Source organism: Streptosporangium sp. NPDC003464 (assembly GCF_053588315.1).
Window position 1 is genome coordinate 36,809 of the sequence record NZ_JBSFPS010000001.1, and the last position, 26,464, is coordinate 63,272.

The 26,464-nt window shown below is 71.9% G+C and carries 25 protein-coding genes; 15 read left to right on the top strand and 10 right to left on the bottom strand.

All coding sequences use genetic code 11. The annotated features are described in order from the left end of the window. Positions 1-61 precede the first annotated feature (61 nt). The 5 genes from ACWDS7_RS00200 (at position 62) to ACWDS7_RS00220 (ending at position 4,890) form a co-directional block, all read left to right on the top strand. Positions 62-454, top strand: a complete 393-nt coding sequence (locus ACWDS7_RS00200; RefSeq protein ID WP_306870008.1) for a ChaB family protein — start codon at positions 62-64, stop codon at positions 452-454. A 162-nt stretch (positions 455-616) separates the two neighbouring features. Next, positions 617-2,275, top strand: a complete 1,659-nt coding sequence (locus ACWDS7_RS00205; protein WP_451927402.1) for a catalase — start codon at positions 617-619, stop codon at positions 2,273-2,275. A 171-nt stretch (positions 2,276-2,446) separates the two neighbouring features. Next, a complete protein-coding gene (locus ACWDS7_RS00210; RefSeq protein ID WP_451927403.1) occupies positions 2,447-2,995 on the top strand; it encodes a cysteine hydrolase family protein in 549 nt (182 codons plus the stop codon). Between the two features lie 36 nt (positions 2,996-3,031). Then, positions 3,032-4,477, top strand: coding sequence for a DUF2254 family protein (locus ACWDS7_RS00215; protein WP_306870015.1), 1,446 nt, complete (start codon positions 3,032-3,034; stop codon positions 4,475-4,477). A 140-nt stretch (positions 4,478-4,617) separates the two neighbouring features. Beyond that, a complete protein-coding gene (locus ACWDS7_RS00220; RefSeq protein ID WP_306870019.1) occupies positions 4,618-4,890 on the top strand; it encodes a WhiB family transcriptional regulator in 273 nt (90 codons plus the stop codon). Positions 4,891-4,996: 106 nt separating this feature from the next. Here ACWDS7_RS00220 and ACWDS7_RS00225 read toward each other — a convergent pair whose 3' ends face one another. From ACWDS7_RS00225 to ACWDS7_RS00240, 4 genes are all read right to left on the bottom strand, one after another. Further along, complete coding sequence (locus ACWDS7_RS00225; RefSeq protein ID WP_451927404.1) at positions 4,997-5,977, bottom strand: DUF72 domain-containing protein; 981 nt, start codon at positions 5,975-5,977, stop codon at positions 4,997-4,999. Between the two features lie 75 nt (positions 5,978-6,052). Further along, entirely contained in the window at positions 6,053-8,125 is a 2,073-nt protein-coding gene (locus ACWDS7_RS00230) for a catalase (RefSeq protein WP_451927405.1), read from the bottom strand. A 128-nt stretch (positions 8,126-8,253) separates the two neighbouring features. After that, a complete protein-coding gene (locus ACWDS7_RS00235; RefSeq protein WP_451927406.1) occupies positions 8,254-9,303 on the bottom strand; it encodes an NAD-dependent epimerase/dehydratase family protein in 1,050 nt (349 codons plus the stop codon). Positions 9,304-9,483: 180 nt separating this feature from the next. Further along, entirely contained in the window at positions 9,484-10,212 is a 729-nt protein-coding gene (locus ACWDS7_RS00240; protein WP_451927407.1) for a DUF4097 family beta strand repeat-containing protein, read from the bottom strand. A gap of 165 nt (positions 10,213-10,377) precedes the next feature. Here ACWDS7_RS00240 and ACWDS7_RS00245 point away from each other — a divergent pair, with 165 nt between their 5' ends. Then, positions 10,378-10,662, top strand: coding sequence for a DUF427 domain-containing protein (locus tag ACWDS7_RS00245; protein WP_306870031.1), 285 nt, complete (start codon positions 10,378-10,380; stop codon positions 10,660-10,662). 133 nt (positions 10,663-10,795) lie between these two features. Here ACWDS7_RS00245 and ACWDS7_RS00250 read toward each other — a convergent pair whose 3' ends face one another. Continuing rightward, positions 10,796-11,983 (bottom strand): FAD-dependent monooxygenase, encoded by a 1,188-nt coding sequence (locus ACWDS7_RS00250; protein WP_451927408.1) that lies wholly within the window; start codon positions 11,981-11,983, stop codon positions 10,796-10,798. Between the two features lie 128 nt (positions 11,984-12,111). Then, on the bottom strand, positions 12,112-12,924 hold the full coding sequence (locus ACWDS7_RS00255) for an SAM-dependent methyltransferase (RefSeq protein ID WP_451927409.1): 813 nt from the start codon (positions 12,922-12,924) through the stop codon (positions 12,112-12,114). A 226-nt stretch (positions 12,925-13,150) separates the two neighbouring features. Here ACWDS7_RS00255 and ACWDS7_RS00260 point away from each other — a divergent pair, with 226 nt between their 5' ends. From ACWDS7_RS00260 to ACWDS7_RS00300, 9 genes are all read left to right on the top strand, one after another. Then, positions 13,151-15,466 (top strand): phosphoketolase family protein, encoded by a 2,316-nt coding sequence (locus ACWDS7_RS00260; protein WP_451927410.1) that lies wholly within the window; start codon positions 13,151-13,153, stop codon positions 15,464-15,466. A gap of 43 nt (positions 15,467-15,509) precedes the next feature. Next, entirely contained in the window at positions 15,510-16,379 is an 870-nt protein-coding gene (locus ACWDS7_RS00265) for an alpha/beta fold hydrolase (RefSeq protein WP_451927454.1), read from the top strand. 124 nt (positions 16,380-16,503) lie between these two features. Beyond that, on the top strand, positions 16,504-16,980 hold the full coding sequence (locus ACWDS7_RS00270; protein ID WP_306870042.1) for a hypothetical protein: 477 nt from the start codon (positions 16,504-16,506) through the stop codon (positions 16,978-16,980). After that, positions 16,977-18,206: an Nramp family divalent metal transporter gene (locus ACWDS7_RS00275; RefSeq protein ID WP_451927411.1), complete on the top strand. Its 1,230-nt coding sequence runs from the start codon at positions 16,977-16,979 to the stop codon at positions 18,204-18,206. The genes ACWDS7_RS00270 and ACWDS7_RS00275 overlap by 4 nt, the downstream gene beginning before the upstream one ends. Continuing rightward, entirely contained in the window at positions 18,203-18,586 is a 384-nt protein-coding gene (locus tag ACWDS7_RS00280) for a hypothetical protein (protein ID WP_451927412.1), read from the top strand. The genes ACWDS7_RS00275 and ACWDS7_RS00280 overlap by 4 nt, the downstream gene beginning before the upstream one ends. Beyond that, positions 18,579-18,926, top strand: coding sequence for a hypothetical protein (locus ACWDS7_RS00285; RefSeq protein WP_451927413.1), 348 nt, complete (start codon positions 18,579-18,581; stop codon positions 18,924-18,926). Before ACWDS7_RS00280 ends, ACWDS7_RS00285 begins: the two co-directional genes overlap by 8 nt. Positions 18,927-18,996: 70 nt before the next feature. Then, entirely contained in the window at positions 18,997-19,950 is a 954-nt protein-coding gene (locus ACWDS7_RS00290; protein ID WP_451927455.1) for a TIGR03557 family F420-dependent LLM class oxidoreductase, read from the top strand. A 62-nt stretch (positions 19,951-20,012) separates the two neighbouring features. Next, on the top strand, positions 20,013-21,194 hold the full coding sequence (locus ACWDS7_RS00295; protein WP_451927414.1) for a zinc-dependent alcohol dehydrogenase: 1,182 nt from the start codon (positions 20,013-20,015) through the stop codon (positions 21,192-21,194). Between the two features lie 40 nt (positions 21,195-21,234). After that, the gene (locus ACWDS7_RS00300; RefSeq protein WP_451927415.1) at positions 21,235-21,708 is read left to right on the top strand and encodes a hemerythrin domain-containing protein; all 474 of its coding nucleotides are present in this window, start codon (positions 21,235-21,237) and stop codon (positions 21,706-21,708) included. Between the two features lie 111 nt (positions 21,709-21,819). Here ACWDS7_RS00300 and ACWDS7_RS00305 read toward each other — a convergent pair whose 3' ends face one another. The 4 genes from ACWDS7_RS00305 to ACWDS7_RS00320 form a co-directional block, all read right to left on the bottom strand. Continuing rightward, on the bottom strand, positions 21,820-22,107 hold the full coding sequence (locus tag ACWDS7_RS00305; protein WP_451927416.1) for a Fe-S cluster assembly protein HesB: 288 nt from the start codon (positions 22,105-22,107) through the stop codon (positions 21,820-21,822). Positions 22,108-22,485: 378 nt separating this feature from the next. Continuing rightward, entirely contained in the window at positions 22,486-22,932 is a 447-nt protein-coding gene (locus ACWDS7_RS00310; protein ID WP_451927417.1) for a hypothetical protein, read from the bottom strand. A 14-nt stretch (positions 22,933-22,946) separates the two neighbouring features. Beyond that, the gene (locus ACWDS7_RS00315; protein ID WP_451927418.1) at positions 22,947-24,716 is read right to left on the bottom strand and encodes a M4 family metallopeptidase; all 1,770 of its coding nucleotides are present in this window, start codon (positions 24,714-24,716) and stop codon (positions 22,947-22,949) included. Between the two features lie 219 nt (positions 24,717-24,935). Then, entirely contained in the window at positions 24,936-26,324 is a 1,389-nt protein-coding gene (locus tag ACWDS7_RS00320) for an FAD-dependent oxidoreductase (RefSeq protein ID WP_451927419.1), read from the bottom strand. Between the last annotated feature and the right edge of the window lie 140 nt (positions 26,325-26,464).

The following is a 26,464-nucleotide window of genomic DNA, read 5'->3' on the forward strand; positions in this document are numbered from 1 at the left end:
CGGGACGGCGAGGGCATGGGGGGCGGTGACACCGGTGACGAGCGAGAGAGGTGAACCGGAGATGCCGGCACGAGAAGAACTCCCGTCGACGCTGCAGCGCTCTTCCAAGAAGGCGCGGGACACCTGGATCAAGGCCCACGACTCGGCGGTGGAGACCTACGGTGAGGGGGAGCGGGCGCACCGTACGGCCTTCGCCGCGCTGAAGCACTCCTTCGAGAAGGTCGGCGACCACTGGGAGCCGAAGGCCCGCAAGGGCCCCTCCGACGCCCAGGCGGCCAGGAGCACTCCGAAGCGGGGCAAGACCGCCGAAGGGGTCGACGCCCACGCGTCCAAGCAGCATCTGTACGAGGTGGCCAAGCGCCTGGGCGTCGACGGCCGGTCCACGATGACCAAGGACCAGCTCGTCGAGGCCATCAAGAAGGCCAACCGGAGGGCCACGGCCAAGGCCCGGTGAACGGCGGCCGTCCCGGGCAGGCGCCGTTCAAGTGAGCTTCCCTCTTGCGGAGATTCTTATTTTTGGCGCTATAAGTCGCTTTTAGTCGGATAGGGAACCCCCCGTGTGCCGACAGGGATTCGGTGCGCCGGAAATGATCGCCGCGAGGAGGGAAGCGTCACGATGACGGACGTGTCGAGCAATGGGCCGCAGCGGGGGGACGGGCGACCGGTGCTGACCAATCGGCAGGGGCACCCGGTCTACGACAACCAGAACCAGCGCACGGTCGGCGCGCGAGGCCCGGCCACCCTGGAGAACTACCAGTTCCTGGAGAAGATCAGCCATTTCGACCGGGAGCGGATCCCCGAGCGGGTGGTGCACGCCCGCGGGGTGACCGCCTACGGGTACTTCGAGGCGTACGGCAAGCTGGGCGATGAGCCGGTCAGCCGCTACACCAGGGCGAAGCTGTTCCAGGAGGCGGGCAAGCGGACCGAACTGGCCGTCCGCTTCTCCACCGTGATCGGCGGCAGGGACTCCTCCGAGGCGGCGCGCGACCCGCGCGGGTTCGCGGTGAAGTTCTACACCGAGGACGGGAACTGGGACCTCGTCGGCAACAACCTGGCCGTCTTCTTCATCAGGGACGCCATCAAGTTCCCCGACGTGATCCATGCGCTCAAGCCCGACCCGGTGACCTTCCGGCAGGAGCCCAACCGGATCTTCGACTTCATGTCGCAGACCCCGGAGAGCATGCACATGCTGGTCAACCTGTTCAGCCCGCGCGGCATCCCGGCCGACTACCGGCACATGCAGGGCTTCGGCGTGAACACCTACAAGTGGGTGAACCAGCAGGGTGAGACCCATCTGGTGAAATATCACTGGATGCCCAAGCAGGGCGTGCGGAGCATGACCGCCGCCGACGCGGCCGCGGTGCAGGCGCAGGAGCTGGGGCACGCCACCAAGGACCTGCACGAGGCGATCGACCGCGGCGACTTCCCCGAGTGGGAGCTCCTGGTGCAGATCATGACCGACGAGGAGCACCCCGAGCTGGACTTCGACCCCCTGGACGACACCAAGGTGTGGCCGGAGAACGACTTCCCCGCGCTGCCGGTCGGCCGGATGGTCCTGGACCGGAACGTGGCCAACAACTTCGCCGAGAACGAGCAGATCTCCTTCGGCACCGGGGTCCTGGTCGACGGGCTCGACTTCTCCGACGACAAGATGCTGGTGGGCCGGACGTTCTCCTACAGCGACACCCAGCGCCACCGGGTGGGGCCCAACTACCTGCAGCTCCCGGTCAACCAGGCCAAGCACGCCGAGGTGCGCACCAACCAGCGCGACGGGCAGATGACCTTCTACGTCGACACCGAGGGGGAGAGCCCGCACATCAACTACGAGCCGTCCCTGCTCGGTGGGCTGAGCGAGGGGCACTACCCCACCCACGACGAGCAGGGGCCGGTCATCTCCGGCCGGCTGACCCGTAAGCGCCTCCCCAGGACCAACGACTACGCCCAGGCGGGTCAGCGCTACCTGCTGATGGAGCAGTGGGAACGCGACGACCTCGTGCTGAACCTCGTCACCCTGCTGTCGCAGGCCGAGCGGCCCGTCCAGGAGCGCATGGTCTGGCACTTCCTGATGGTCGAGGACGAGCTGGGGCTGCGCGTCGGGGAGGGGCTCGGGATCGGGCCCGGGGACGTCGCCCACCTGGAGCCGCTGGCGAGTCAGGACCTGGACGAGGAGGAGCGTGAGCGGCTGTCCAAGCTGGGCAAGAACGGGCCGCGCCAGGTGTCCGGCCTGAAGATGACCCACTGCGTCCCGGACGGGCGGGCGCAGCCGGCCGGGTGACGGCCGGCCAGCACCTCGGGCGGCCGTCATCCGGGCGGTACCGGGGACGACGGCGCCGGGGCCGACGGTGCCGGGCGGGGGGAGCGCGGCGTCCCCTCCGCCCGGAGCGCGGCGCCCTCCGGAAGGGGCGGTGAACGGACGGCGGAGAGGCACGGGGGAGAGGAGCGTGGTGTGGGGGCCACAGCGGTGATCGTGGTGGACATGCTGAACCCGTACGACCACCAGGACGCCGGACGGCTGGCGCGGAGCGTCGCCGGGATCACGGGGCCGCTGTCGGAGCTCGCCGGACGGGCGCACGGGCGCGAGGACGTCGATCTGATCTACGTCAACGACAACCACGGCGACTTCGCGGCCACCCGCGAGGACATCGAGACGCTGGCGCGCAAGGGCAGGCACCCGGAGCTGGTGGAGCCCGTGCTGCCCCCTCGCGACTGCGCCTTCCTGCCCAAGGTGCGCCACAGCGCGTTCTTCGGCACCTCGCTCGAATACCTCCTGCGCCGCCGGGAGGTCGAGACGCTGGTGCTGACCGGCCAGGTGACCGAGCAGTGCATCCTGTACACCGCGCTCGACGCCTACGTGCGCCATTTCTCCATCCGGGTGCCACGTGACTGCGTCGCCCACATCCACGCCGACCTCGGCGACGCGGCGCTGCGGATGATGGAGCGCAACATGGGGGCGGAGATCACGACGGCCGGGCGGTGCCTCGCTCCGGCCGAATGATCGTTTGTTCCGCGGGCCCGAGGGTAATGGCGGGCGATGTCGGAAATCTCCCAACTCCAGCGCCTTGTGCCCAACCGGCAGGATCTCCGGGTCCGTATGCGGCTGTCGGCGGCGGAATTCCTGTTGACCCCGCTGCTCATGGTGCTCGGAGCGGTGGCGCTGGCGGTGGGGTCGGTCTCGGCGGACATCTCCTCGTCGGAGTGGCCCGCCGACGTCCGGGCGGTCTTCCTGCGGCTGTTCCCGCACGACAACCTGGTCAAGATGCTGAGCGTGATCGCGACGGGCCTGGTGACGGTCACCACGCTCACCCTGTCGGCGCTGCTGGTGGCGGTCTCGCACACCGCGACGTCGGTGGCGCCGGTGGTGTTCGACCAGTTCCTCCGGCGCAGGGCCAACCAGGCATATTTCGGATATGTCGCCGGTTGTGCCACCTACACCTATCTCGTGATGGCCGTCTCGCGGCCCGAATGGGCCGGGGTGGGGGCGCTCCTGGCGGTCGTGCTGGCCGCGGGGGCGCTCATCCTGCTGGTGTTCATGGGATATCTCATGATCGACCAGATGCGTCCCACCTCCGTGGTGCGCTCGATCCAGGAGCTGGCCTACCGGGCCCGGGTGCGCCAGATGCCGCTGCTGGCCCGTTCCCGCACGGGCTCCCTGCTGGAGGGGGAGTCGGTCCCGGTGACGACCCGGGCCACCGGATACGTGATCGACATCAGCACGGCCCGCCTGGAGTCGCTGCTGGCCGGCACGGGGGAGACGGTCGAGGTCGCCTTCCAGGTGCGCATCGGCGACCTGCTCGCCTACGGCGACACCGTCGCCCGGATCCGCGGCGGGAGCCCCGGGCAGCGCGCCCACGTCGCCGAGACCGTCCTCACCTGCGTCACGATCGACCGGGCCCGCAACGCCGACGTCGATCCCGATTACGCCATCGAGCAGCTCGGCAACGTCGCCTGGGCCGCCACCTCCACCCGGCAGAACCCCGACGTGGCGCTCGCCGCGGTCGGGGCCCTGCGCGACCTGTCGGCCCGCTGGGCGGCCGCGGGCGTCCCCGACGCCGGCGAGTACGGCGGGCCGCTGCCGGTGGTCTACGACGACGCCGTGCAGCGGCGCATCGCGGCCGCGCTGATCGACCTGATCGTCGTCAGCGCCTCCTCGCGGCAGCACCAGACGTGCGCCGTGGCCCTGTCCACGCTGGCCGACATCCTGCCCCAGCTACCGGAGCGCGACAAGGACGTCGCGGTGCGGAGCCTGCAGCGGGCGCTGCCGGCGACGCTCTCCCATGTGGCGAGCGTGGAGATGGGGCGCGGCCTGGCCAAGCTGCGCGCGGCGCTCGACGCGATCGGCATGGAGGACATGGCCGACCAGGTCCGCGAGATGGGGCCGCGGCTGGTCAGGGAGAGCGGTCTGAGCGACAAGGACGACCTGATCGACCACCTCGACGACACCGAGACCACCGGTCCCCGGTCCTTCCGGTTCCGCTGAATCCGGGAGCGCCGTGAAAACCGAGGTCAAGGCCATGTGATTTTTCACCCGAAAAGGTATGAATGTGTTTTCTACGGGCACCCGATCCAGAAGCTGAGCCGCCCACTGTCGAGCTTCTCCACGTTCATTGGATCCCGCCTATGTCTATCCAGGGCAACGTCATTCCCATCATCCACTGGTCCCGCCGCTCCTCCTGCCTCAACGAGGACCCCGAGCTCTTCTTCCCCGTGTCCGCCGAGGGGCCCGGCCGGGAGCAGTACGAACAGGCCAAAGCCGTCTGCCGCCGCTGTCCGGTACGGCTGCGCTGCCTGGACTACGCCTTGAACACCCGCCAGATGTACGGCGTGTGGGGAGGCACCACCCCCGACGAGCGCAGAGCCGCCATGGCGGCGACGAGGCGCGGGGTGAGGTGACCGCCCGCACGGGTATGGAGCGGCCACCTCGGGACGCCGCCGGGCGGGGGAGCGCGCCGGCGGCCCGGACGCGCCCGCGCGCGGGGCGGCGTCCCCGGCCGTCCCCTCAGCCGGGGGCCCGCTCAGCCGGGGCCCGCTCCGGCTCGGGGACGCCGAGGAGGGCGGCCAGCCGTGCCGCGTTGCGCTGGGAGTTGTCCCCGCAGCAGTTGTTCAGGAGCACGTGGGTGGTCGGGACCTGGCCGGCGAGCGCGCGGATCCTGGTGGCCCAGCGCCTGAGCTCGGGCTCCGAGTACAGATAGGCGAAGCGCTCCTCGATCTTCTTGCTGGTCCACCTGCCGGAGTGCCCGTGGAGGCGGACGACGGCCAGGTCGGAGGTCGCGGCGAGGACCGGCGGGATCGACGACGGGTGCCCCTGCGGCATGTCGACGCACACGTAGGGGATGTCGTGCGAGGCGAGGAAGTCGAGGGTCTCGGCCCGGTTGTCCTCCGCCATCCAGGTGTGGTTGCGGAACTCCACGCAGATGCGCATGGGGCCGCAGCGGCGCGCGCATTCGAGGATGTAGCGCCGGTTCTCCCTCCCGATGGGGAACCACGGGGGGAACTGGAAGAGCAGGGTCCCCAGCTTCCCCGCCTCGTGCAACGGCCTGAGCGCGCTCAGGAAGCGCTGCCAGACCTCCTCGGCGACCCGCGGCCCGACGTCGCTCAGGTAGACCGTCCGCTTCGACGTGCCGAGCCCGTCCCGCAGGTCCTTGTAGAGGGACTCCCGCCGGGTGGGGTGGTTGGTCAGCAGGGAGAACGCCTTGACGTTGAAGGTGAACCCCCGCGGGGTGCGGTCCCGCCAGGCCTCCACCGTGCGCTGGGCCGGCGGGTGGTAGTAGGTGGCGTCCACCTCGACGATCGGGAACCGCGAGGCGTAGTAGGCCAGGCGCGCGGCCGGGGTGGACGCGCCGGCGGGATACCAGCCCGACTCCAGCAGCGACCTGTCCGTCCACGAGGCCGTGCCGACCAGGATCCGCTCCACGTCCGGCCGTCCCCCGTCACCGGCGGCGGGCCAGGCGATCCCGTCCAGGGAGAGCTGTGTCGTCATACCGGGCCCCTGCCCCGTCGGGGAGCGCCGTCACCTCCGTGACCGCACTCCCTCGGGGGCCGGGGGCGCCGCGGTTCACGCCGGCATCCGCTGGGTGTCGCGTGCGGGATGGCGGTGGGCGGCGGCCGCCGCGGCGAAGGCCGAGGTGAAGTCCTCCAGGTTCCCCTCGGCGTCGATGACCACTCCCGGCTGCGCGGAGGATCCGACCCGCGCGTCCTCCAGCAGCTCCACCCCGGCGCCCATGGCTCCGACGGCCTTGCCGTGCTTGAACGCCTCCGAGACGAAGTGCACGGCGTCGCCGTCCTCGCACAGGGCCTGCACGCTCGCCTTCCCGCCGGGCACCACCACGGCGTCGTAGAGCACCGAGGCCACGGTGCTCATCGCGCGGGTCACCGGGACCTGCTCGCCGTCCTCGCCCCGTACCGCGCCGTCCCGCGCGGCCAGCACCTCGCAGATCGCCCCCATGACGGTGAGCGCCGCCTGCACGCCCTCGACCTGGGCGGCGTCGACGCCGTCGGCGGCGAGAATGGCGATCTTCCTGGTGGCGACGCTCTCCACCCGGGCGTGGTCCTGGCTGAGGGCGGGGGAGGCGTGGCCGTGGTTGGGCACGGCGGGCCCGGCGGGCGGCGCCACCCCGACGCCCTCGGCGACCAGGACGGCCAGGTCGTGGTCGACGTGGTTGAGGTTGCGGACCACGCCCTCGCGCACGTGGATGTGGGCCACCTTGCCGAGCTCGAAGCGGAAGGCCGCGACGATGTGCGCCTTCTCCCAGCCGGCCATGCTGTTCCAGAACAGGGTGGCCTGACTGTAGTGGTCGGCGAAGCTCGCGCTGCGCTTGCGGATCTTGTCGCCGTCCACCCGTTCCTGGTAGTGGGTGTAGGCGCCCGCGCCGTCGACCGCCGGGCAGCCGGCGCCGAGGGAGTTGGGGTGGTAGCTCGCCTGGCCCCGGGGGATGGTCATCTGGTGGTAGCCGTCGCGATGGTGGTTGCGGACCTCGGCCACCGGCCGGTTGACCGGGATCTGCGGGAAGTTCGGCCCGCCGAGCCTGATCAGCTGGGTGTCGAGATAGGAGAACAGCCGGGCCTGCAGCAGCGGGTCGTTGGTGAAGTCGATGCCCGGCACGACGTTGCCGAGATGGAAGGCGACCTGCTCGGTCTCGGCGAAGAAGTTGTCGGGGTTGCGGTCGAGCACCAGGCGCCCGACCGGCCGCACCGGCACCTGCTCCTCCGGAATGATCTTCGTGGCGTCCAGGAGGTCGAAGTCGAAGGCGTGCTCGTCCTCCTCCGGCACGAGCTGGACGCCGAGCTCCCACTCGGGGAAGTTCCCGCTCTCGATCGCCTCCCACAGGTCCCTGCGGTTGAAGTCGGGGTCCTTGCCGGCGATCTTCTGGGTCTCGTCCCAGACGAGTGAGTGGATGCCGAGCTTGGGCCTCCAGTGGAACTTCACGAAGGTGCCGCGCCCCTCGGCGTCGACGAGGCGGAAAGTGTGCACCCCGAAGCCCTGCATCATCCGGTAGCTGCGGGGCAGCGCCCGGTCCGACATCAGCCACATCATCATGTGGGTGGTCTCGGGCTGCAGCTGCACGAAGTCCCACAGCGTGTCGTGGGCCGAGGACGCCTGCGGGATCTCGTTGTGCGGCTCCGGCTTCACCGCGTGCACGAAGTCGGGGAACTTGACGCCGTCCTGGATGAAGAAGACCGGCATGTTGTTGCCCACGAGGTCGAAGTTGCCCTGCGGGGTGTAGAACTTGGTGGCGAAGCCGCGCACGTCACGCACCGTGTCGGCGGACCCCCGCGAGCCGGCCACCGTGGAGAAGCGGGTGAAGACCGGGGTCCGCACTCCCGGCGTGGTGAGGAACCGCGCGGTGGTGAAGGCGGCCAGCGAGTCGTCGTAGGGCTCGAAGTAGCCGTAGGCCCCCGCGCCGCGGGCGTGCACCACCCGCTCCGGGATCCGCTCGTGGTCGAAGTGGGTGATCTTCTCCCGGAAGTGGAAGTCCTCCATCAGCGTCGGGCCCCGCTCGCCCGCCCTGAGCGAGTTGTCGGTGTCGTCCACCCGGATGCCTTGCTCGGTGGTCAGGTTGGTGCCGTGAAAGTCGACCCGGGCCTCGTCCAGCTGCCGGTCCTTGTCCGTACGGTCGTCGGCGGTCATGAGTCCTCCTGTCGGGCGTCGGTAGGCGGCGCCTCGACGCAGGACGGCTATACCCGGCCCCCGCCCCCGAAACGGGGAGGCGGTGATCCCTTCCCCTGCCCTTTACGGTCGCTTTCCTCCCGCGCCGGCTACGGCCGTCCGCCGACCCCGCTCGACACCTCGCCGATCCGCGCCGGGCCGCCGGCGTGGGACGACAGGGGCGGGGTGTCCATTCCCGCGGCGGAGCGCAGGCCCTCCAGCAGCTCCCGCAGCGCCTCGACCGCCGTGTGGCGGGGCTGCCAGCCGAGCTCGGTGCGGGCGCGGGTGACATCCATGATCGGTACTCTGAGCACCAGGTCGACCAGGCCGGGCGCGGCGGGGACCAGGCGCATGTGCCAGGCGAGGGCGGCGGTGTTCCTGAGCACCCAGCCCGGGACGGGCACCAGCCGGGCGTCGAGCAGCTCGGCCAGCACGGACGGTTCGATCACGGGATCGGCGGCGAGGTTGAAGGCGCCCGACACCGGCCGGGTGACCGCCAGGCGGTAGGCCTCGCCGGCGTCCTCGGCGTGGAGCGCCTGGAACATGAGCCCGGGGGTGTCGGGCACGAAGGGGATCAGACGCGGCCGCACCAGCCGCTGCGGCACGAGCGGCCCCCCGAACAGCCGGCGCTGCTCGGTCGCCGCCTCCCGTTTGAAGATGAAGCCCGGCCGCAGCCGCACGACCCTGGTGTCCGGGTGGTCGCGCTCGAACACGTCGAGCAGGCGCTCCACGTACGCCTTCTCCCTGCCGTAGGCGGCACCCGGCCAGCCGTGGGTGGGCCACTCCTCGGTCACCGGCCGGTTCTTCGGGCCGGGGGAGTAGGCGCCCACCGACGAGGCGTGGACCACGACGGGGACGTTCCGCTCCGCCGCGGCCTCAAGGACCCGCACGCTGCCCAGGACGTTGACCCGCCAGGTCGCCACCGGGTCGCGGGTGGGCTGGAACAGCCACGCCAGGTGCACGACCGCGTCCGCCCCGGCGAAATGCGGCGCCAGGTCGCCGGTGGAGACGTCCACGGCGTGCCAGGTGGTCTTGTCCGGCTGCCAGTCCGGCAGCCGGCGGGCCAGGCCCACGATGGATGTGACGTTCTGGTCGGAGGCGAGGGCGGACACCACGCTCGTGCCCACGTTCCCGGTCGCGCCGACGACTACTACACGCATGTGTACCGCCTGCCCGCGACGGGACGGCCGAACCGCCGCCGACCAGGGCTTTGCCGTACGGTGCCCTTTCCGGCCCGGGGCGCCGGGGCCGGCGCCCGGCGGACCCGGCGCGGGCCGTGAGGTCCGGGCTCCCCGCCTCCCGCCGTCGCGCCCGGCCCCCCGGCCCGCGGCCCGCCGACCTCAGTCCTGCCCGGCCTGCCGTACGCGGACGTCGCCCTCGCCGGAACGCGCGTTCAGCGAGCGTGGGGCGGTGGAGGCCCGGGGTACGCGTGAGGTGGCCCTGCCATCCTTGCTGGAGACCGTGACGCGGTAGGCGTCGCCGGTCCTCGGCACCACCACGTCGACGGTCCCGCTGCCGGAGACGGCCTCCACCCGGCTGGGGACCGTGGTGAAGTACAGGGCGACGAGGCCGTCGGACGAGCGCGCCGTGACGTCGGAGGAGCCGATCCGCCGCGCGGTCACCTTGCCGCTCCGGCTGACCAGGCGCATCGGCCCGGAGACGGCGTCGGTGCGCACGTCGCCGCCGCGGCTGGTGGCGTTCAGCGCCCGGGTGAGGCGGACGGCGCTCACGTCGTCGTCGCCGTCGACCTCGACCGCGACGCCCGGCGGCACCTTGACCGTGTACTGGGCGTCGCAGTCGATCACGATGCCGGAGCAGACGGCGCCCACCGTCAGGGTGCCGCCCTTCAGCGTCCACGACGCGTTGCCCTCGTCGGCGGCCTTGCCCTTGAGCCGCCTGTCGACCTCGAGCGTGCCGGCGACGCCGGGTTCGAGGCGGACCGGCGTGCCCGTCGCCCTGATCACCAGCTCCGCCGCGGAGTAGGGGAACTCCCGGGAGTCGTGCCGCTCACGGCCGGTGGAACCGAGGCCGCAGCCGGCGGCCGCCAGGAGGACGAGGCCGGCTGTCATCAGATGTGGGGTTCGGAGAGTCACGCGCCCAGCCTCGCCGCGGCGCTCCCCCGGGGCATCGGCCGTTCGGCCGACCGGCGGGCGGAACCGGCCGGGAAGATCGGCCGTTCGGCCGGAGTTCCCGCGGCCCGCGCGCCGGGAGGCCGGATGTGCCAGCCTTGGTGCATGGCAACTGCGCGCTGGAACGGCGAGATCATCGCAGAGAGCGACGAGACCCGGGTCGTGGAGGGCAACCACTACTTCCCCGTCGAATCGGTGTCCCCGCAATACCTGAAGCCGTCGGAGACCACCACGGTCTGCCCCTGGAAGGGGACGGCGAACTACTACACGCTGCACGTCGACGGCGCGGACAACCCCGACGCCGCCTGGTACTACGCGGAACCCAAGCCGGAGGCCGCCCACATCAAGGGCTACGTGGCCTTCTGGAAGGGCGTGGAGGTCACCGGCTGACAGGCCGGGCCAGGGGCCGGAGGCGGTCCGGCCACCGACGGGCACCGCCGGCGTCACGCGACGCCGGCGGTGCCGGGTCTCCCGCCGTGCCTCCGCCCGGCGGCCGGCGGGCCGTGCCGGGCGGCCGGAGGGGTCAGCCGACCAGGTCGGCCTCCAGGTCGTGGCCGTAGATCCAGGAGTTCTGCCGCAGCGGGTCGCCGCCGGCGAAGGCCGCGTCGCGCTCACGCTGGGCGGGGCCGTCGGGCAGGTGGTTATGCACCTCCCGGCCGCGGCTCATGAGCTGGACCTGCGACGCCCGGGGCCGGCGGATCTCCTCATAACGCAGCAGCGCCCGCGCCGCCGTCTCGCGCGTGGCCCCCCGGAGGCAGGCCGCCAGGACCGCCGCGTCCTCGACCGCCTGGCAGGCGCCCTGCCCGAAGAAGGGCAGCATCGCGTGGGCGGCGTCCCCCAGGAGGGTGACCCGCCCGTCGGTCCAGCGCTCCAGCGGGCTGCGGTCGTACAGGGCCCAGCGTTTGGTGCCGGTCGCCGAGGCGATCAGCTGCCCGAGCCGGGGATCCCACGTCTCGAACTCCCGCGCCAGGTCCTCGACCCGGCCGTCGGCCGTCCACGACTCGATCCGCCAGTCGCCGGCCGGCACGATCGCGACGACGTTGACCAGGCGCCCTCCGCTGATCGGGTAGTGGACGAAGTGCCGGCCCGGCCCCAGCCACAGCGAATGCACCGGCCGCAGCGCCAGCTCGGGCGCGTTCTCGGCCGGGACCAGGCACCGGTAGGCGCACAGGCCGGAGAAGCGTGCCGGGTCCTCGGTGACGACCGCGGGTCGGACGGTGGAGTGGATCCCGTCGGCGCCGACGACCGCGTCGGCGACCACCGTCGTGGTCCCTCCCCGCCCGTCGGTGAGGACCAGCTCGACCTCCCGGCCGTCCTGCCGCAGGCCGGTCAGCCGCCGGTCGAGCCGTACCGCGTCCTCGGGCAGCGCCTCCAGCAGCATGGTCATCAGGTCGGCCCGGTGCGCGACGTAGCAGTCGGTGCCGTACAGCCGCCGGCACTCCTCCCCCATCCGCTGGGAGAACAGCACCCGCCCGTCCTGCCAGCGCCGGAACTCCCAGGCCGTCTCCAGGGCCACCGCGGACTCCGCCAGCCGCTCGCCGAGCCCGGCCCGCACCAGGGGGCGGACCATGTTGGGGGCGACGACGATGCCCGCCCCGACCTCTCGCAGCTCGGCGGCCTGCTCGTAGACGGTGGCCTCGACGCCGGCCTGCCTCAGCAGCAGGGCGGCGGCCAGGCCGCCGAGCCCTCCTCCGACGATGGCGATCTCCACTTCCGGCTTCCTCTCCTCGGGCGGGGTCAGGCGGTCGAGCCCTCGGGCGGGCTCAAGCGCGCAGAACGTGAAGATCTTTGTACATCCCGCCCGGATCCGGTAGACGCCCGAGGTCCGGACGGCCCGCGCTACGCCAGGCGGCCCACGGCGCCGTCGACCCTGAGCTGCGGCAGCTCGGGGCGGAGGAGCGGCGGGAGGGCGTCGTCGCCGCGCCAGTCCTGCACGGGGACCAGCCCCGGCTCCACCAGCTCGAACCCGTCGAGCAGCGCGAGGACCCGCTCGCGGGAGCGGAAGGTCGGCTGGGCGGGGGAGCCGGCCGTGGCGGCCGTCAGCTGGGCCACCGCCTCCGGCGAGCTCTCGGCCATCGCGTGCGAGAACGCCAGGTGGCTGCCGGCGGCCATGCGCTCCCGGAAGGCGGCGACGATGCCGGCCGGGTCCTCGGCCTCGGTGACGAAGTGCAGCACCCCCACCATCAGCACGCCGACCGGCTGGGCGAAGTCGATGAGCGCGGCGACCCGCGGGTCGCCGAGGACGGCGCCGGGACGACGGATGTCGGCCTGGACGCTCGCCACGTTCTCGTCGAGGGCGAGCAGCACCTCGGTGTGCAGGTGCACGACGGGGTCGTGGTCGACGTAGACCACGGAGGCCGGAGGGCCGACCTTGCCGGCGACCTCGTGCACGCTGGGCGAGGTCGGTATGCCGGTGCCGAGATCGATGAACTGCCGGACGCCCCGCTCCGCCATGAGGCGCACGGCCCGGACCAGGAAGTCCCGGTTGGCCCGGGCCACCAGACGGGTGTCGGGCGCCACCGCCAGCAGCCGCCCGGCGACGGCCCGGTCGACGGCGAGATTGTCCTTGCCGCCCAGGAGGTAGTCGTAGACACGCGCGGAGCTCGGCACGTTGGGGTCGACGCCGGGGGGAACGCGCTCCAACTCCGTCACCAGGAGGTCTCCTTCGTCGGCGGAACCGGAAAGTGATCCTACTGGAAACACTCCGCCGACGATCAAGGCGGTCGCCGCCGGGGCCGGGGCGCCGATCGGGCCGTGACCGGGGGAGCGGCCGGGCCATGACCGCCGCGCGCGCCGGCCCCGTGGCCGCCGGGCCGCACCGGAGCGGAACCGGTGGCCCGTGTGGTTTGAATCCCGCACCGGAGGAACTGTCGAAGGTATGGATGCACTCGAGCACATCGACGCCTACTGGCGGGCGGCCAACTACCTGTCGGTCGGCCAGATCTACCTGCTGGACAACCCGCTGCTGGAGGAACCGCTCCGTCCCGAGCACATCAAGCCCCGGCTGCTGGGCCACTGGGGGACCACTCCGGGGCTGAACTTCTGCTTCGCGCACCTCAACCGGATCATCCGGGAACGCGGCCAGGACATGATCTACATCGCCGGGCCCGGGCACGGCGGCCCGGCGGCGGTCGCCCACGCCTGGCTGGAGGGCTCCTACACCCACAGGTATCCCGACGTCGGGCAGGACGCCGAGGGCATGCGCCGGCTGTTCCGGCAGTTCTCCTTCCCCGGCGGCATCCCCAGCCACGTCGCGCCCGAGGTCCCGGGCTCCATCCATGAGGGCGGCGAGCTCGGCTACTCGCTGGCCCACGCCTACGGCGCCGCCTTCGACAACCCCGGTCTGGCCGTGGCCTGCGTGATCGGCGACGGCGAGGCCGAGACCGGGCCGCTGGCCGCCGGCTGGCACTCCAACAAGTTCCTCGACCGCGGACGCGACGGCGCCGTCCTGCCGATCCTGCACCTGAACGGCTACAAGATCGCAAACCCGACCGTCCTGGCCCGCATCCCCGAGGAGGAGCTGGTCAAGCTCATCGAGGGCTACGGCTACCGCCCGCACATCGTCTCCGGCGACGATCCGGCGGTCATGCACGGCCTGATGGCCGAGACCCTCGACACGGTCTTCGACGAGATCGCCGAGTTCAGGGACGGCCGTGCCGAGCGACTGCCGATGATCGTGCTGCGCACGCCCAAGGGCTGGACCGGCCCGCGCGAGGTGGACGGCCTCCCGGTCGAGGGCACCTGGCGGGCCCACCAGGTGCCGCTGTCGGAGGTCCGCCAGAACGCCGAGCACCGGGCGATGCTGGAGGAGTGGATGCGCTCCTACCGGCCGGAGGAGCTCTTCGACGCCCAGGGCAGGCCGGTCGCGGAGATCCTCCGGACCGTGCCCGAGGGGCCGCGCCGGATGAGCGCCAACCCGCACGCCAACGGCGGTGAGCTGCTCAAGCCGCTGGTGCTGCCCGACTTCCGCGACCACGCCGTCGAGGTCAAGTCCCCCGCCGCCCAGCCGAGCGAGCCGACCAAGGTCCTGGGCCGCCTCCTGCGCGACGTCATCGCCGCCAACCCGGACAACTTCCGGCTGATGGGACCCGACGAGACCGCCTCCAACCGGCTGTCGGCGGTGTTCGAGGCCACCGACCGCGCGTGGGACGCCGAGATACTGCCGACCGACGAGAACCTCGGCCCGGGCGGCCGGGTCATGGAGGTGCTCAGCGAGCACCTGTGCCAGGGCTGGCTGGAGGGCTACCTGCTGACCGGCCGGCACGGCCTGTTCAACTGCTACGAGGCGTTCATCCACATCGTCGACGCGATGTTCAACCAGCACGCCAAGTGGCTGGAGTCGTCCCACAAGATCACCTGGCGCCGTCCGGTGGCCTCGCTCAACTACCTGCTCTCCTCGCACGTGTGGCGCCAGGACCACAACGGCTTCAGCCACCAGGACCCCGGGTTCATCGACGTGGTGATGAACAAGAAGGCGTCGGTGGTCCGGATCTACCTGCCGCCGGACGCCAACACCCTGCTCTCGGTCGCCGACCACTGCCTGCGCTCGCGCGACTACGTCAACCTCGTCGTCGCCGGCAAGCAGCCGGTGCTCGACCTCTTCCCGATGGAGGAGGCGATCGCGCACTGCACCCGCGGCCTGGGCATCCTGGAGTGGGCCTCCACCGACGCGGGGGTCGAGCCCGACGTGGTCCTGGCCTGCGCCGGTGACGTGCCCACCCTGGAGACCCTCGCCGCCGCCGCGCTGCTGCGCGAGCACCTGCCCGAGCTGAGGGTCCGGGTGGTCAACGTCGTCGACCTGATGCGGCTGCAGCCGCCGTCCGAGCATCCGCACGGCATGTCCGACGCCGAGTTCGACACCCTGTTCACCGCCGACCGGCCGATCATCTTCAACTTCCACGGCTATCCCTGGTCGATCCACCGCCTGACCTACCGGCGGCACGGACACCACAACATCCACGTGCGCGGCTACAAGGAGGAGGGCACCACCACCACCCCGTTCGACATGGTGATGCTCAACGACATCGACCGCTTCCACCTGGTGATGGACGTCATCGACCGGGTCCCCGGCCTGGCCGCCAGAGCGGCGCACCTGCGCCAGCACATGTCCGACGAGCGGCTGCGCGCCCGTGCCCACACCCGCGAGTACGGCGAGGACCCGGCGGAGATCCGCGACTGGAGCTGGCCGTACTGAGCCGGTCACACCGGGCCGGTCACACCGGAAAGGAACCGTGAGGATGTTCGAGGGCTTCAAGGAAGAGCGGGTGGGCACGGGCGAGGCCGAGCTGTTCGTGCGGCACGGCGGCTCCGGGCCGCCCGTCCTGCTCCTGCACGGCCACCCCCGCACCCACGCGACCTGGCACCGCGTCGCGCCGCTGCTCGCCGGAGACTTCACCGTGGTCTGCCCGGACCTGCGCGGCTACGGCAGGTCGTCCAAACCGGCGAGCACCGCCGACCACGAGCCCTACTCCAAGAGGGCGATGGCCCGTGACTGCGCCGCGCTGATGCGCGTGCTCGGTCACGGGCGCTTCGCCGTCGTGGGCCATGACCGGGGTACCTACGTGGCCCAGCGGCTGGCCCTAGACCACCCGGATATGATCACCCGTCTCGTCGTGATCGACGGGGTGCCGATCGGCGAGGCGCTGGCCCGGGCCGACGCCAGGTTCGCCGCCGCCTGGTGGCACTGGTTCTTCCTCGGCCAGACGGCCAGGCCCGCCGAACGGGTGATCAACGCCGACCCCGACGCCTGGTACGGCGGGACCCCGGAGGCGATGGGCGCCGAGGCGTACGAGGACTACCGGCGGGCGATCCACGACCCGGCCACGGTCCACGCGATGTGCGAGGACTACCGGGCCGGACTCGGCCTGGACCGGGCCGCCGACGACGCCGACCGCCGGGCCGGCCGCCGGATCGCCTGCCCCACGCTGTTCCTGTGGGCCACCGGCGACGACATGGAGGCTCTCTACGGGGATCCACTGGCGATCTGGCGCGGCTGGGCCGACGACCTGCGCGGCGCGCCGATCGGCTCCGGCCACCACGTCGCGGAGGAGGCGCCGGCCGAGCTCGCCGCCGAACTGCTGCGCTTCCTCGGCGGGGCCCATGTCTGACAGGCGGCTCGCCGGGTAGGCGACAACACATGACAGACGAGGGACTGGTGTTGCTGGCGGCGTGGGGGCAGTTCGCCGTGCTGCTGGGCGCGCTGGCCTACTTCCTGCTGAGGCGGCAACGTCCATGAGGGCCGCCGGGAGGGCGCGGCCCGGTGCGAGGGCGCGGCGCGCGGAGGGCGCGCTGGCGCTCCTGCTCGCCGCCGGGACGCTGGCCGGATGCGTCAGCCCGGCCTGGGACGACCACGACTACGGGCTCAAGGCGGCAGCCAGCGCCGAGGCCGTCGCCTCGACCGTGACGATCGCCCGGCACGCCGTCGGCGGGCACGACCGGCTGACCACCCCCTACCTGAAGGTCCTGCTCACCGGGGCCGTCACCGACGTGCGGAGCGTCGACGGCCAGTTCGCGGGGGTGCAGCCGCCCAGCGACGCGGCGGAGCGGGTCGGACAGCAGCTCCTCGACCTGACCGGCCGGGCCGAGGACGAGCTGGCCGGGCTGCTCGTCCAGGTCAGGCGGGGCGGGCTCCGGGACCCGGCGGGAGCCGTACGGGAGCTGCGGACGCTGGGGGAGGACCTCCAGCGGTTCGGGGAGGCGCACCGATGAAGAAGGTGCTCGGGATCACCCTCGGCATCCTCACGGCCTTCGGCGGGTTCGTCGACATCGGCGACCTGGTGGCCAACGCGCTGGTCGGCTCCCGGTTCGGGATGTCGCTGGCCTGGGTGGTCGTGGTCGGAGTGGTGGGCATCTGCGTCTTCGCCGAGATGTCGGGACGGATCGCCGCCGTCTCCGGCCGGCCGGTCTTCGACCTGGTCCGTGAGCGGCTGGGGCCCCGGGCCGGGCTGGTCAATCTGGTCGCGTCGCTGTTCGTGAACGTGCTCACCCTCGCCGCCGAGATCGGCGGCGCCTCCCTGGCGCTGGAGCTGGCGACCGGGGTGAACTACCTGCTCTGGGTGCCCGGCGTGGCGCTGGTCGCCTGGCTGGTGATGTGGCGGGTCAGGTTCGAGATCATGGAGCGCGTCTTCGGCCTGGCGGGGCTGGCCCTGGTGGTGTTCGCCGTCGCCCTGTGGCAGCTCGGCCCCGACTGGGGCGGCCTGCTGGAGCAGGCGACCCGGCCCCAGGTGCCCGCCGACGAGGGCGTGCCGACCTACTTCTACTACGCCGTCGCCCTGCTCGGCGGGGCGATGACACCCTACGAGGTGTTCTTCTTCTCCTCCGGCGGGGTCGAGGAGCGCTGGACGCGCAGGGACCTGTCGCTCTCCCGGGCGAACGTGTTCGCCGGGTTCCCGTTGGGCGGCCTGCTGTCACTGGCCATCGCCGCCTGCGCCGCCACGGTCTTCCTGCCCGACATGGCGCAGGTGGACAGCCTCAGCCAGATGGTGCTGCCGGTCGGCCTCGGCCTGGGGCAGGTCGGCCTGGCCCTGGTGATCGTGGGCGTGTTCGCCGCGACCTTCGGCGCCACCCTGGAGACCGCGCTGTCGTCGGCGTACTCGGTCAGCCAGTACTTCGGCTGGCAGTGGGGCAAATACGTCCGCCCGGTACGGGCCGCCCGGTTCCACGCGGTCCTGCTCGTCTCGATGGTCGTGGCGACGGCGCTGATCCTCACCACCATCGACCCGATCATGGTGACCGAGTACTCGCTGGTCTTCTCCGCGGCCGCGCTCCCGCTCACCTACCTGCCGGTGCTGATGGTCGCCAACGACTCCGACTACATGGGGGAGAAGGTCAACGGCCGCTTCAGCAACTTCCTGGGGACCATTTACATGGTGCTGCTCATCGTGGTGGCGGTGGCGGCGATCCCGTTGATGCTCGCGACGAAGGCGGGGCAATGAAGGCAAGAGTGATCCACGCCCTGCTGCACCTGCTCGACCGGCAGGTCATGCGGGAGGACGACGAGCACCTGCTGTGCAAGGTGGACGATCTGGAACTGGCGCTCGACGGCGACGGCAGGCCGTACGTCACGGCCGTCCTGGCCGGTCCGCTGGCGCTGGGGCCGCGCGTCGGAGGGGTGCCGGGGCGGTTGATGGTCGCGGTGACGGAGCTGCTGCGGTCGGAGGAGGACCCCCGGCCCTACCGGATCGACATGGCCGAGGTCACCGCGATCGGTGATGCGGTGAAGGTGACCCGCGGCCACCGGCCGCTCCGGCTGGAGCGCTGGACGGCCGAGCACGTCATCTCCAGGATCCCGGGGGCCGGCCATGCGGATGAGTGAGCTGATCGGCCGCGTCGTGCACGACGCGGCGGGCGAGGTGGCCGGGCAGGTCGCCGACGTACGGCTCAAGCAGGACGGCCCGATGCTCGGCCAGGTCCAGCACGCCTTCGCGGTGGACGGTTTCGTCATCGTGCCCCGGCACACCGGGCAGCTGTTCGGCTACGAGCGCGCGGTGGCCGACCACGGCCCCTGGCTGGTCCGCGCGCTCGTCCGCGGGCTCCACCGGCACAGCGTGTTCGCCTCCTGGGAGCAGGTCGCCGACCTGGACGGCGGGCGGGTACGGCTGCGTGTCCGGCGGGACGCGCTCACCCCGCTGCGGGAGATGGCCAGGTGGGAGTGATCCGTTTGGGCCCGTCACAGAGGGTATGAGGGCGTCGCTGCACCTCGACAGGGAGAAGGAGGAGGCGAAGATGCCCAAGTTCGGATATTTCCTTTCTTGTGAGGAACACGGCCCCAAGGAGCTCGTACGGCAGGCCAAACGTGCCGAGCAGGCCGGGTTCGAGGCCCTGTGGATCTCCGACCACTTCCATCCGTGGCTGGACGTGCAGGGCAACAGCCCGTTCGTCTGGTCGGTGATCGGCGCGCTGGCCGAGGCCACCTCGCTGCCCATCACCACCGCGGTCACCTGCCCGCTGGTCCGCGTCCACCCCGCGATCATCGCCCAGGCCGCCGCGACCAGCGCGGCGCTGACCGGTGGCCGCTTCCAGCTCGGAGTGGGCACGGGGGAGGCCCTCAACGAGCACATCATCGACTCCCGCTGGCCTCCGGCGTCCGAACGCCTGGAGATGCTGGAGGAGGCGGTCGAGCTCATGCGCGAGCTGTGGAGCGGCAGGCTGGTGACCCACCGGGGCACCCACTACGACCTCGACACCGCCCGCCTCTACACGCTCCCCGACGAGCCCCCGCCTGTCTACATGTCCGGTTTCGGGGAGAAGTCGGTGGAGCTGGCCGGCCGAATCGCCGACGGCTACATCAGCACCGGCCCCAGCGCGGAGCTGGTGGAGAAGTTCCGCCGGGCCGGTGGGGAGGGCAAGCCCGTCCAGGGCGGCCTGAAGGTCTGCCACGCCGCCGACGAGGCCGCCGCGCGCAAGACCGTGCACCGGCTCTGGCCCACCCAGGGCATCAAGGGCGAGGCGTCGCAGTTGCTCCCGCTGCCCAGGCACTTCGAGGAGCTGGCCGAGTCGGTGACCGAGGAGGAGGCGACCGCCTCTACGCCGTGCGGGCCCGACCCGGAGATCCACGCGCAGGCGATCAGGGAGTATCTCGACGCCGGCTTCACCGAGGTCTACATCAGCCAGATCGGTGAGGAACAGGACGCCTTCTTCGACTTCTACGCCAAGGAGGTCCTGCCCCGGATGCGCTGAGCGCACCGATGCGCGGCGGCGCGCGTCCCCGGCCGCCCGCACCACCCCGAGAGGAGAAGATCATGAAGGCTCTCACCTGGCACGGCAAGCGCGACGTACGGGTGGAGGAGGTCCCGGACCCGGCCATCAAGGAACCGACCGACGCGGTCGTCAAGCTCACCACCACCGCGATCTGCGGCTCCGACCTGCACCTGTACGAGCTCCTGGGGCCGTTCATGGGCGAGGGGGACATCCTCGGCCACGAGCCGATGGGCATCGTCGAGGAGGTCGGCGCGGAGGTCACCCACATCAAGCCCGGCGACCGGGTCGTCATCCCCTTCAACATCGCCTGCGGCCACTGCCCCATGTGCGACCTGAAGCTGTTCGCCCAGTGCGAGACCACCCAGGTCCGCGACCAGGGCATGGGCGCGGCGCTGTTCGGTTACACCAGGTTGTACGGCGAGGTGCCGGGGGCGCAGGCGGAGTACCTGCGGGTCCCGCAGGCCCAGTTCGGCCCGGTCAAGGTCCCCCAGGGGCCGCCGGACGAGCGTTTCGTCTACCTGTCCGACGTGCTGCCCACCTCCTGGCAGGCGGTCCGGTACGCCGACGTCCCCGACGGCGGCACGGTCGCGGTCTTCGGGCTGGGGCCGATCGGGCAGATGTCCGCCAGGATCGCCAAGCACCTCGGCCACCGGGTCATCGGGGTCGACGGGGTCCAGGAACGGCTCGCGATGGCGCGCAGGCACGGCGTGGAGGTGCTGGACGCCTCCGTGACCGACGACGTCCCCGAGGCGATCCGCGAGCTGACCGGCGGGCGGGGCCCCGACTCGGTCATCGACGCGGTGGGCATGGAGGCGCACGGCTCCCCGGTCGCCAAGCTCGCCCAGACCGTCACCGGGATACTGCCCGGCGCGCTCGCCGCCCCGCTGATGTCCACCGCGGGGGTGGACCGGCTCGCTGCCCTGAACCAGTCGATCGAGACGGTACGGCGCGGCGGCACGATCTCGGTCGTCGGCGTCTACGGGGGCATGGCCGACCCGATGCCGATGCTGAGGATGTTCGACAAGGGCATCACCCTGCGGATGGGCCAGGCCCACGTCAAGCGCTGGATCGACGACCTGATGCCGCTGGTGAGCGACGACTCCGACCCGCTCGGGGTGATGGACCTGGCCACCCACCGCCTCCCGCTGGAGCAGGCTCCGCACGGCTACGAGATCTTCCAGAAGAAGCAGGACGGGGCCGTCAAGATCCTGCTCACCCCGTAGACACCCCATGAATCAACCGGGACCCACCAGAGAGGAAGACATGGACGCCATCGTGCTCCTGAAGGACGACCACAAGACCGTCGAGAAGCTGTTCAAGGACTTCGAGAAGGCCGGAGACGGTGCGCACCAGAGGAAGCGGGAGATCGTCGACAAGATCATCGAGGAGCTCACCGTCCACGCCCACATCGAGGAGGAGATCTTCTACCCGGCGGCCCGCGAGGGCGCTCCCGGCACCACCGACCACATCCTGGAGAGCGTGGAGGAGCACCACGTGGTGGTCTGGATACTCTCCGAGCTGAAGGGGATGGACCCCGCCGACGAGCGGTTCGACGCCAAGGTCACCGTCCTGATGGAGAACGTGCGTCACCACGTCAAGGAGGAGGAAGAGGACTGGTTCCCGAAGGTGCGCGAGGCGATGGGGCGCAAGGTCCTCCAGGAGATCGGCGAGCGGATGGAGAAGGCCAAGGCCGGAGCGCCCCGCGAGCCGCTCGCGGTGAGCAGCGCCGGTAGCTGACCCGCCGCGCCCCGGGCGGCCCGGCGCCTGGTCCGGGACGCCGGGGCGTTCGGGGCGTCGGGGCCTGCGCCCCGGCCGGTGAGGCCGGGGCCGCGCACGTCTCGGCCGAGGTCAGGGGTGCTGTTCGGTGACCATGAAGGCCACCGACCCTCCCTCGTCGATGTCCGCGTCGAGGGCCTTGTCGTCGAGCATGTCCGCCGCGGTGGGATCCAGGAAGATCCTGGCCCCTTCCGACTCGACCACCTTGTCGTCGGTCTGCGGTCCGTCCACCACCGACAGCAGCAGGGACCCCGTGCCGTCTGCCTGTGAGGAGATACGGACGCCGGTGTCGCTGGATTCGGCTACCTGAGAGCTGAGGTCCCGGATCACCTGGGCCGCGGTGTCGGTCAATGTGAGCATTGTGACTCCTTGTCGGGATCGGGTTGGGATTCTTCGCCCTTTCCCGCTCTGGACCAGCCCAACCATGCCCCTCCAGATTTCCCTTCCCGGGGCTTGCGCGGCCCCGGGAAGGGATGGAAGGGGCCGTCACGGAGGCTGGAGCCCGCAGGTCGGATCGCCGGCCGTCATCGTGAGCGCGTGCCGGGAAGGTGGCCTCCCGTCGTCCAAGGGGCGCGCGCCGTGGCCTCGGCGGCCCCTCCCGGACGCGCCCGGCGGGGGCGGAACCCCCGGCCTCAGCAGCCCCCTCTCGGACGCGCCCGGGTGGCCAGGTCCGGGCGGGCGGCTGTGCCGTCCACCCAGATCACCTGGGTGCCCTCGACGGCCGCGAACTGGGCCTGCTCACCCCGGTTGCACGTGACCCGCACCGGCGCCCCCCGCCGTCGGCACCTGGGTGATCTTCGGCAGGTTCTCGTTGACGGGCACCGACAGGTCGGGGTAGACGCTGTAGGTGATGGCCGCGTCCGTGGCGTCCATGTCCAGCAGCTCCGGCGCGGACGCGTCGTCGGGGAGGACCACCGCCGGGGCGCTGCCGTCGGCGCCCGCGCGCATGATGCCCTGCCTGCCGTCCTGCTGGGCGTCCTGCAGCCAGACCAGGTGGGAGCCGGTCAGCACGGGGGCGGCCGTGAGCCCGATCACGTCGGGCGGGCTCGGCGGGGCGGGCAGCTCGGTCTCCTGCCCCGAGGCGAGGTCGCGGGTGGCGATCAGCATGCGGCGGGGGCCCTCCCGCAGATACAGCTTGACGTAGGCGATCCGGCCGTCGCGCATCGTCGGCGCCCTGCTGAACACCCCCTCCTGGGGCGTCAGGTTGACCGGTGCGGCCTGGCCCTTCCTGACCCGCAGGTCGTAGCCGCCCGTCGCGGGGTCCCAGAACTGCCGCCCTCCACCGCCACGTTGAGGACGTCCTGGTCGCCCTCGTGCACCAGGGTGGGCGGCCGCGAGCGGTCCAGCTGCCGGCTCCACACCTGGATCTTCCAGGCGGTGCCGGTGTCGGCGTAGGTCACCCACACCCCGGTCCTGCCGTCGGTGGCCGGATCGAAGGTGTACTGCCCGTCCGGAGCGGAGAGCCGCTCGGCCCTGCCACCGCGCACCCGGCCCGTGTACACGGCGGGGGGCTCCGACAGGTCGGCCGAGGAGTTGGTGATCACGTAACGGTCGCCGGCCGCGTCCGGCTGGGCGTAGGCGTCGGTGATCGCACGCAGCAGGACGTCGTGGTCGGTGGGGACGCGGCGCTCCCAGCCCGCCCTGATGCCGTGGGCGTCGAAGGCACGCGCGACCGTCAGCAGGTCCTTGACGCCGAGCCGCATCCGCGCGGCGGCCGCGAGCACCGCACGCCGGCCGTCGGTGAAGTCGTCGAGCGGGGGCATGTACTCCGACAGCGCCTTGAGCGCGATCTTGTCAGCCCTGGCGCCCAGCTTCTCGCGGACGTCCCACAGGGCGCCACTGAAGATCGTCGAGTTCAGGTGGACGCCCGCGCCGTCGATGCGCCCGGTGGCGCCCACGTAGTCGGCGGGCGCGGTACGCCCGTCGTTGAGGTCGCGGATCGCGCACTCGCGGGGCGGCGCGGTGCGGCAGTAGGCCTCGCCCAGCAGGCCCGCGTCGAGCCCGTCGCGGCCGAGCCGCCGGTAGTACTCGTAGACCTGGCCCGCGCCCCAGTGCGCGTCGACCGCGCCGATCTCGGCGGCCGTGCCGGTGAAGGCGGGGGTGTCGGAGGAGGCGACGGGGGGGTCGGGCGGCAGGGTGCCCCCGAACTCGGAGACGTCGCGCTCCTGGCCGTCGTAGGTGACGATCTCCCCGGTGGTGCCGTTCCACATCGCCCGCGCGCGGTCGCGCAGCTCGTACTTCCCGTCGGCCCGCCGGTAGGCGTTCAGCGGCACCGTCCTGCCCCGGACGGTCGAGCCCGAGGCCGTGACCGGGCCCTCGGCCGCCGTGCGGATCCGGCTGGAGGCGGACAGCGGAGCGCCGGTCGCGGCGTTGACGTAGACGTCGGCGAGCACCGGCCGCCGGTTCCGCGGGTCGGTCCCGCTGACGACGACCTGCCAGGCCAGGAGGCCCTTGCCCACCGGGACGACGACGAGCCCTCCGGACTTCACGGCGAGGGCGCTCCCGTCGCCGCCGCCGTCACGGGCCACGCGGGAGCGCGCGACGTCCAGCGCGAGCCGCTCGGGGAACCTCGGCGCGGTCGAGACGCTCAGGCCGGTGAGGAAGCGCCCGCCCGCCTCGGTGACCTTGTGGGCCTGACCGTCCTTGCTCATCCGCACCAGGTAATGCGCGCCCAACACGCGGACGCCCCGGTGCCGCTGCTCGAATCGCACCGTCTCGTCGGAGCCGTCGCGGACCACGCCGAGCGGGGTCAGCTCGGTGTCCACATTCTTTATCCGGTACCGCCCGTCGCGGAGGTGGTCGCGGGCGACGGCGACGGGGTCGCCGTTTCTGGGCGGCTCGTCGAGGCCGCTCACCAGGGCCGGGGTCTCGGTCCCCGTACGGGTCTCCACCTGGCCCGGAGGGGGATCGGCGGCCTGGGCCGGGAGTGCCACCGTGAGGGGGAACGCCATGGTCAGAGCGGCCGCCATGGCGAGGAGGGCGGGGGTCGTAACACGTATTCTCCTGTCGTCGTGAAGATCGTCGAAATTACTCAAAGGCGACAATCTTGATCTAACAGGAGATTGGCAAAAAATCATGACTATTAGTCAAATTTGCAGTGTGATGGCTTAATTGCCTCGCTGAAAACGGGAATCCGGAATTTCCTTCTCCGTTGTCTCCCGCGCGCCGGGACCGGCGGGAGCCCGGTGTCAGTCACGCCCGCCGAGCCGCTCGACGCGTTCGGCCGTCTTGCGCGCGGCGATCAGCACGGGATCCCACACCGGGGCGAACGGGGGAGCGTATGACAGGTCGAGCCCGGTCATCTCCTCCACGGTCATCGCGTGCCAGACGGCGACGGCCAGGACGTCGATGCGCTTGGCCGCGCCCTCCCGCCCGACGATCTGGGCGCCCAGGAGCCGGCCGGTCCGGCGGTCGGCGATCAGCTTGGTCCGCATCTCCCGCGCGCCGGGGTAGTAGCCGGCGCGGGTGGTGGACTCCACGACCTCCTCGACCGTCTCGAACCCGGCCTCGGCCGCCTCGGCCGTGGTCAGGCCGGTCCGCGCCACCTCGTACTCGCAGATCTTCGACACCGCCGTCCCGACCACGCCGGGGAAGCTCGCGTACCCGCCGCCGATGTTGATGCCCGCGGCGCGCCCCTGCTTGTTGGCGTGGGTGCCGAGCGCGATCGCGACCGGCCGCCGCGAGACCAGGTGGAAGGTCTCCACGCAGTCGCCGGCCGCCCAGACCCCCTCGGCCGCGGTGCGCATCCGCCGGTCGGTCCGGATCCCCCGGGTGCCGCCGACCGGGACGCCCGCCGCCTCGGCCAGGGCCGTGTCCGGGTGGGTTCCGAGGCCGAGGACGACCAGGTCCGCCCGGACGCGCCGGCTCCCGGTGTGGACCGCCACGACCCGCCCGCCGGACTCGGAGAAGCCCTCGACGCGCTCGCCGAGGAACACCTTGACCCCCAGGCCGCGCAGGGCGTCGGCGACCAGGGCGCCCATGTCCGGGTCGAGCGTGCCCATCGGCTGCTCGCCCGCGTCGATGAGCGACACCTCCAGCCCCCGCCGGACCAGGGCCTCGGCCATCTCCAGCCCGATGTATCCGGCGCCCACCACCACGGCGCTGCGCGGCCGGCCGGGCTCGGGGGTCTCCAGGGCCCGCAGCAGGGCGATGCCGTCGTCGAGGGTCTGCACGCCGTACACGCCCCCGGCCCGCGCGCCGGGCAGGTCGGGGCGGTGCGGCAGGCCGCCGGTCGCGATGACGAGCTGGTCGAACGGCTCCCAGTAGCGGCGCCCGGCCTGGTGGTCGTGTACGGCCACCGCCCGGCGGTCGAGGTCGATCTCGGTGACCTCGCTGCGCAGCCGCAGGTCGATGGCCAGGTCGTCGCGGAAGACCTCGGGCCGCCGCGCGATCAGATCCTGCGGACCGGAGACCTCCCCGCCCACCAGATAGGGGATCCCGCACGCGGAGTAGGAGGCGTGCCGGCCCTTCTCGAAGGCGACGATCCGCAGGTCCCGCGGACCGCGCCTGGCCCGCGCCTGCGACGCCGCGCTCAGTCCGGCGGCGTCGCCTCCGATCACCACCAGCCGTTCCGTCATGTCTCTCCCGTCCTCGTGGCCTCCGAAGGTAGGGACTTCCTCCCCGGGCCGGTCTCAAACGGTGTGGCCGGGCGGCGGATCGGCGGCCGGCGCCGGGGCCGCCGCCATGGCCGAGGGGGAGTGATGCCGCCACCCCCGCA

Coding starts and splice junctions, on each gene's coding strand:
- ACWDS7_RS00225 (WP_451927404.1), bottom strand. CDS start 5,977: ATGACGACACAGCTCTCCCTGGACGGGATCGCCTGGCCCGCCGCCGGT.
- ACWDS7_RS00215 (WP_306870015.1), top strand. CDS start 3,032: ATGTCGGAAATCTCCCAACTCCAGCGCCTTGTGCCCAACCGGCAGGAT.
- ACWDS7_RS00275 (WP_451927411.1), top strand. CDS start 16,977: ATGAAGAAGGTGCTCGGGATCACCCTCGGCATCCTCACGGCCTTCGGC.
- ACWDS7_RS00270 (WP_306870042.1), top strand. CDS start 16,504: ATGAGGGCCGCCGGGAGGGCGCGGCCCGGTGCGAGGGCGCGGCGCGCG.
- ACWDS7_RS00235 (WP_451927406.1), bottom strand. CDS start 9,303: ATGCGTGTAGTAGTCGTCGGCGCGACCGGGAACGTGGGCACGAGCGTG.
- ACWDS7_RS00205 (WP_451927402.1), top strand. CDS start 617: ATGACGGACGTGTCGAGCAATGGGCCGCAGCGGGGGGACGGGCGACCG.
- ACWDS7_RS00280 (WP_451927412.1), top strand. CDS start 18,203: ATGAAGGCAAGAGTGATCCACGCCCTGCTGCACCTGCTCGACCGGCAG.
- ACWDS7_RS00200 (WP_306870008.1), top strand. CDS start 62: ATGCCGGCACGAGAAGAACTCCCGTCGACGCTGCAGCGCTCTTCCAAG.
- ACWDS7_RS00230 (WP_451927405.1), bottom strand. CDS start 8,125: ATGACCGCCGACGACCGTACGGACAAGGACCGGCAGCTGGACGAGGCC.
- ACWDS7_RS00305 (WP_451927416.1), bottom strand. CDS start 22,107: ATGCTCACATTGACCGACACCGCGGCCCAGGTGATCCGGGACCTCAGC.
- ACWDS7_RS00245 (WP_306870031.1), top strand. CDS start 10,378: ATGGCAACTGCGCGCTGGAACGGCGAGATCATCGCAGAGAGCGACGAG.
- ACWDS7_RS00220 (WP_306870019.1), top strand. CDS start 4,618: ATGTCTATCCAGGGCAACGTCATTCCCATCATCCACTGGTCCCGCCGC.
- ACWDS7_RS00300 (WP_451927415.1), top strand. CDS start 21,235: ATGGACGCCATCGTGCTCCTGAAGGACGACCACAAGACCGTCGAGAAG.
- ACWDS7_RS00320 (WP_451927419.1), bottom strand. CDS start 26,324: ATGACGGAACGGCTGGTGGTGATCGGAGGCGACGCCGCCGGACTGAGC.
- ACWDS7_RS00240 (WP_451927407.1), bottom strand. CDS start 10,212: ATGACAGCCGGCCTCGTCCTCCTGGCGGCCGCCGGCTGCGGCCTCGGT.
- ACWDS7_RS00295 (WP_451927414.1), top strand. CDS start 20,013: ATGAAGGCTCTCACCTGGCACGGCAAGCGCGACGTACGGGTGGAGGAG.
- ACWDS7_RS00285 (WP_451927413.1), top strand. CDS start 18,579: ATGAGTGAGCTGATCGGCCGCGTCGTGCACGACGCGGCGGGCGAGGTG.
- ACWDS7_RS00315 (WP_451927418.1), bottom strand. CDS start 24,716: ATGGCGGCCGCTCTGACCATGGCGTTCCCCCTCACGGTGGCACTCCCG.
- ACWDS7_RS00290 (WP_451927455.1), top strand. CDS start 18,997: ATGCCCAAGTTCGGATATTTCCTTTCTTGTGAGGAACACGGCCCCAAG.
- ACWDS7_RS00265 (WP_451927454.1), top strand. CDS start 15,510: ATGTTCGAGGGCTTCAAGGAAGAGCGGGTGGGCACGGGCGAGGCCGAG.
- ACWDS7_RS00260 (WP_451927410.1), top strand. CDS start 13,151: ATGGATGCACTCGAGCACATCGACGCCTACTGGCGGGCGGCCAACTAC.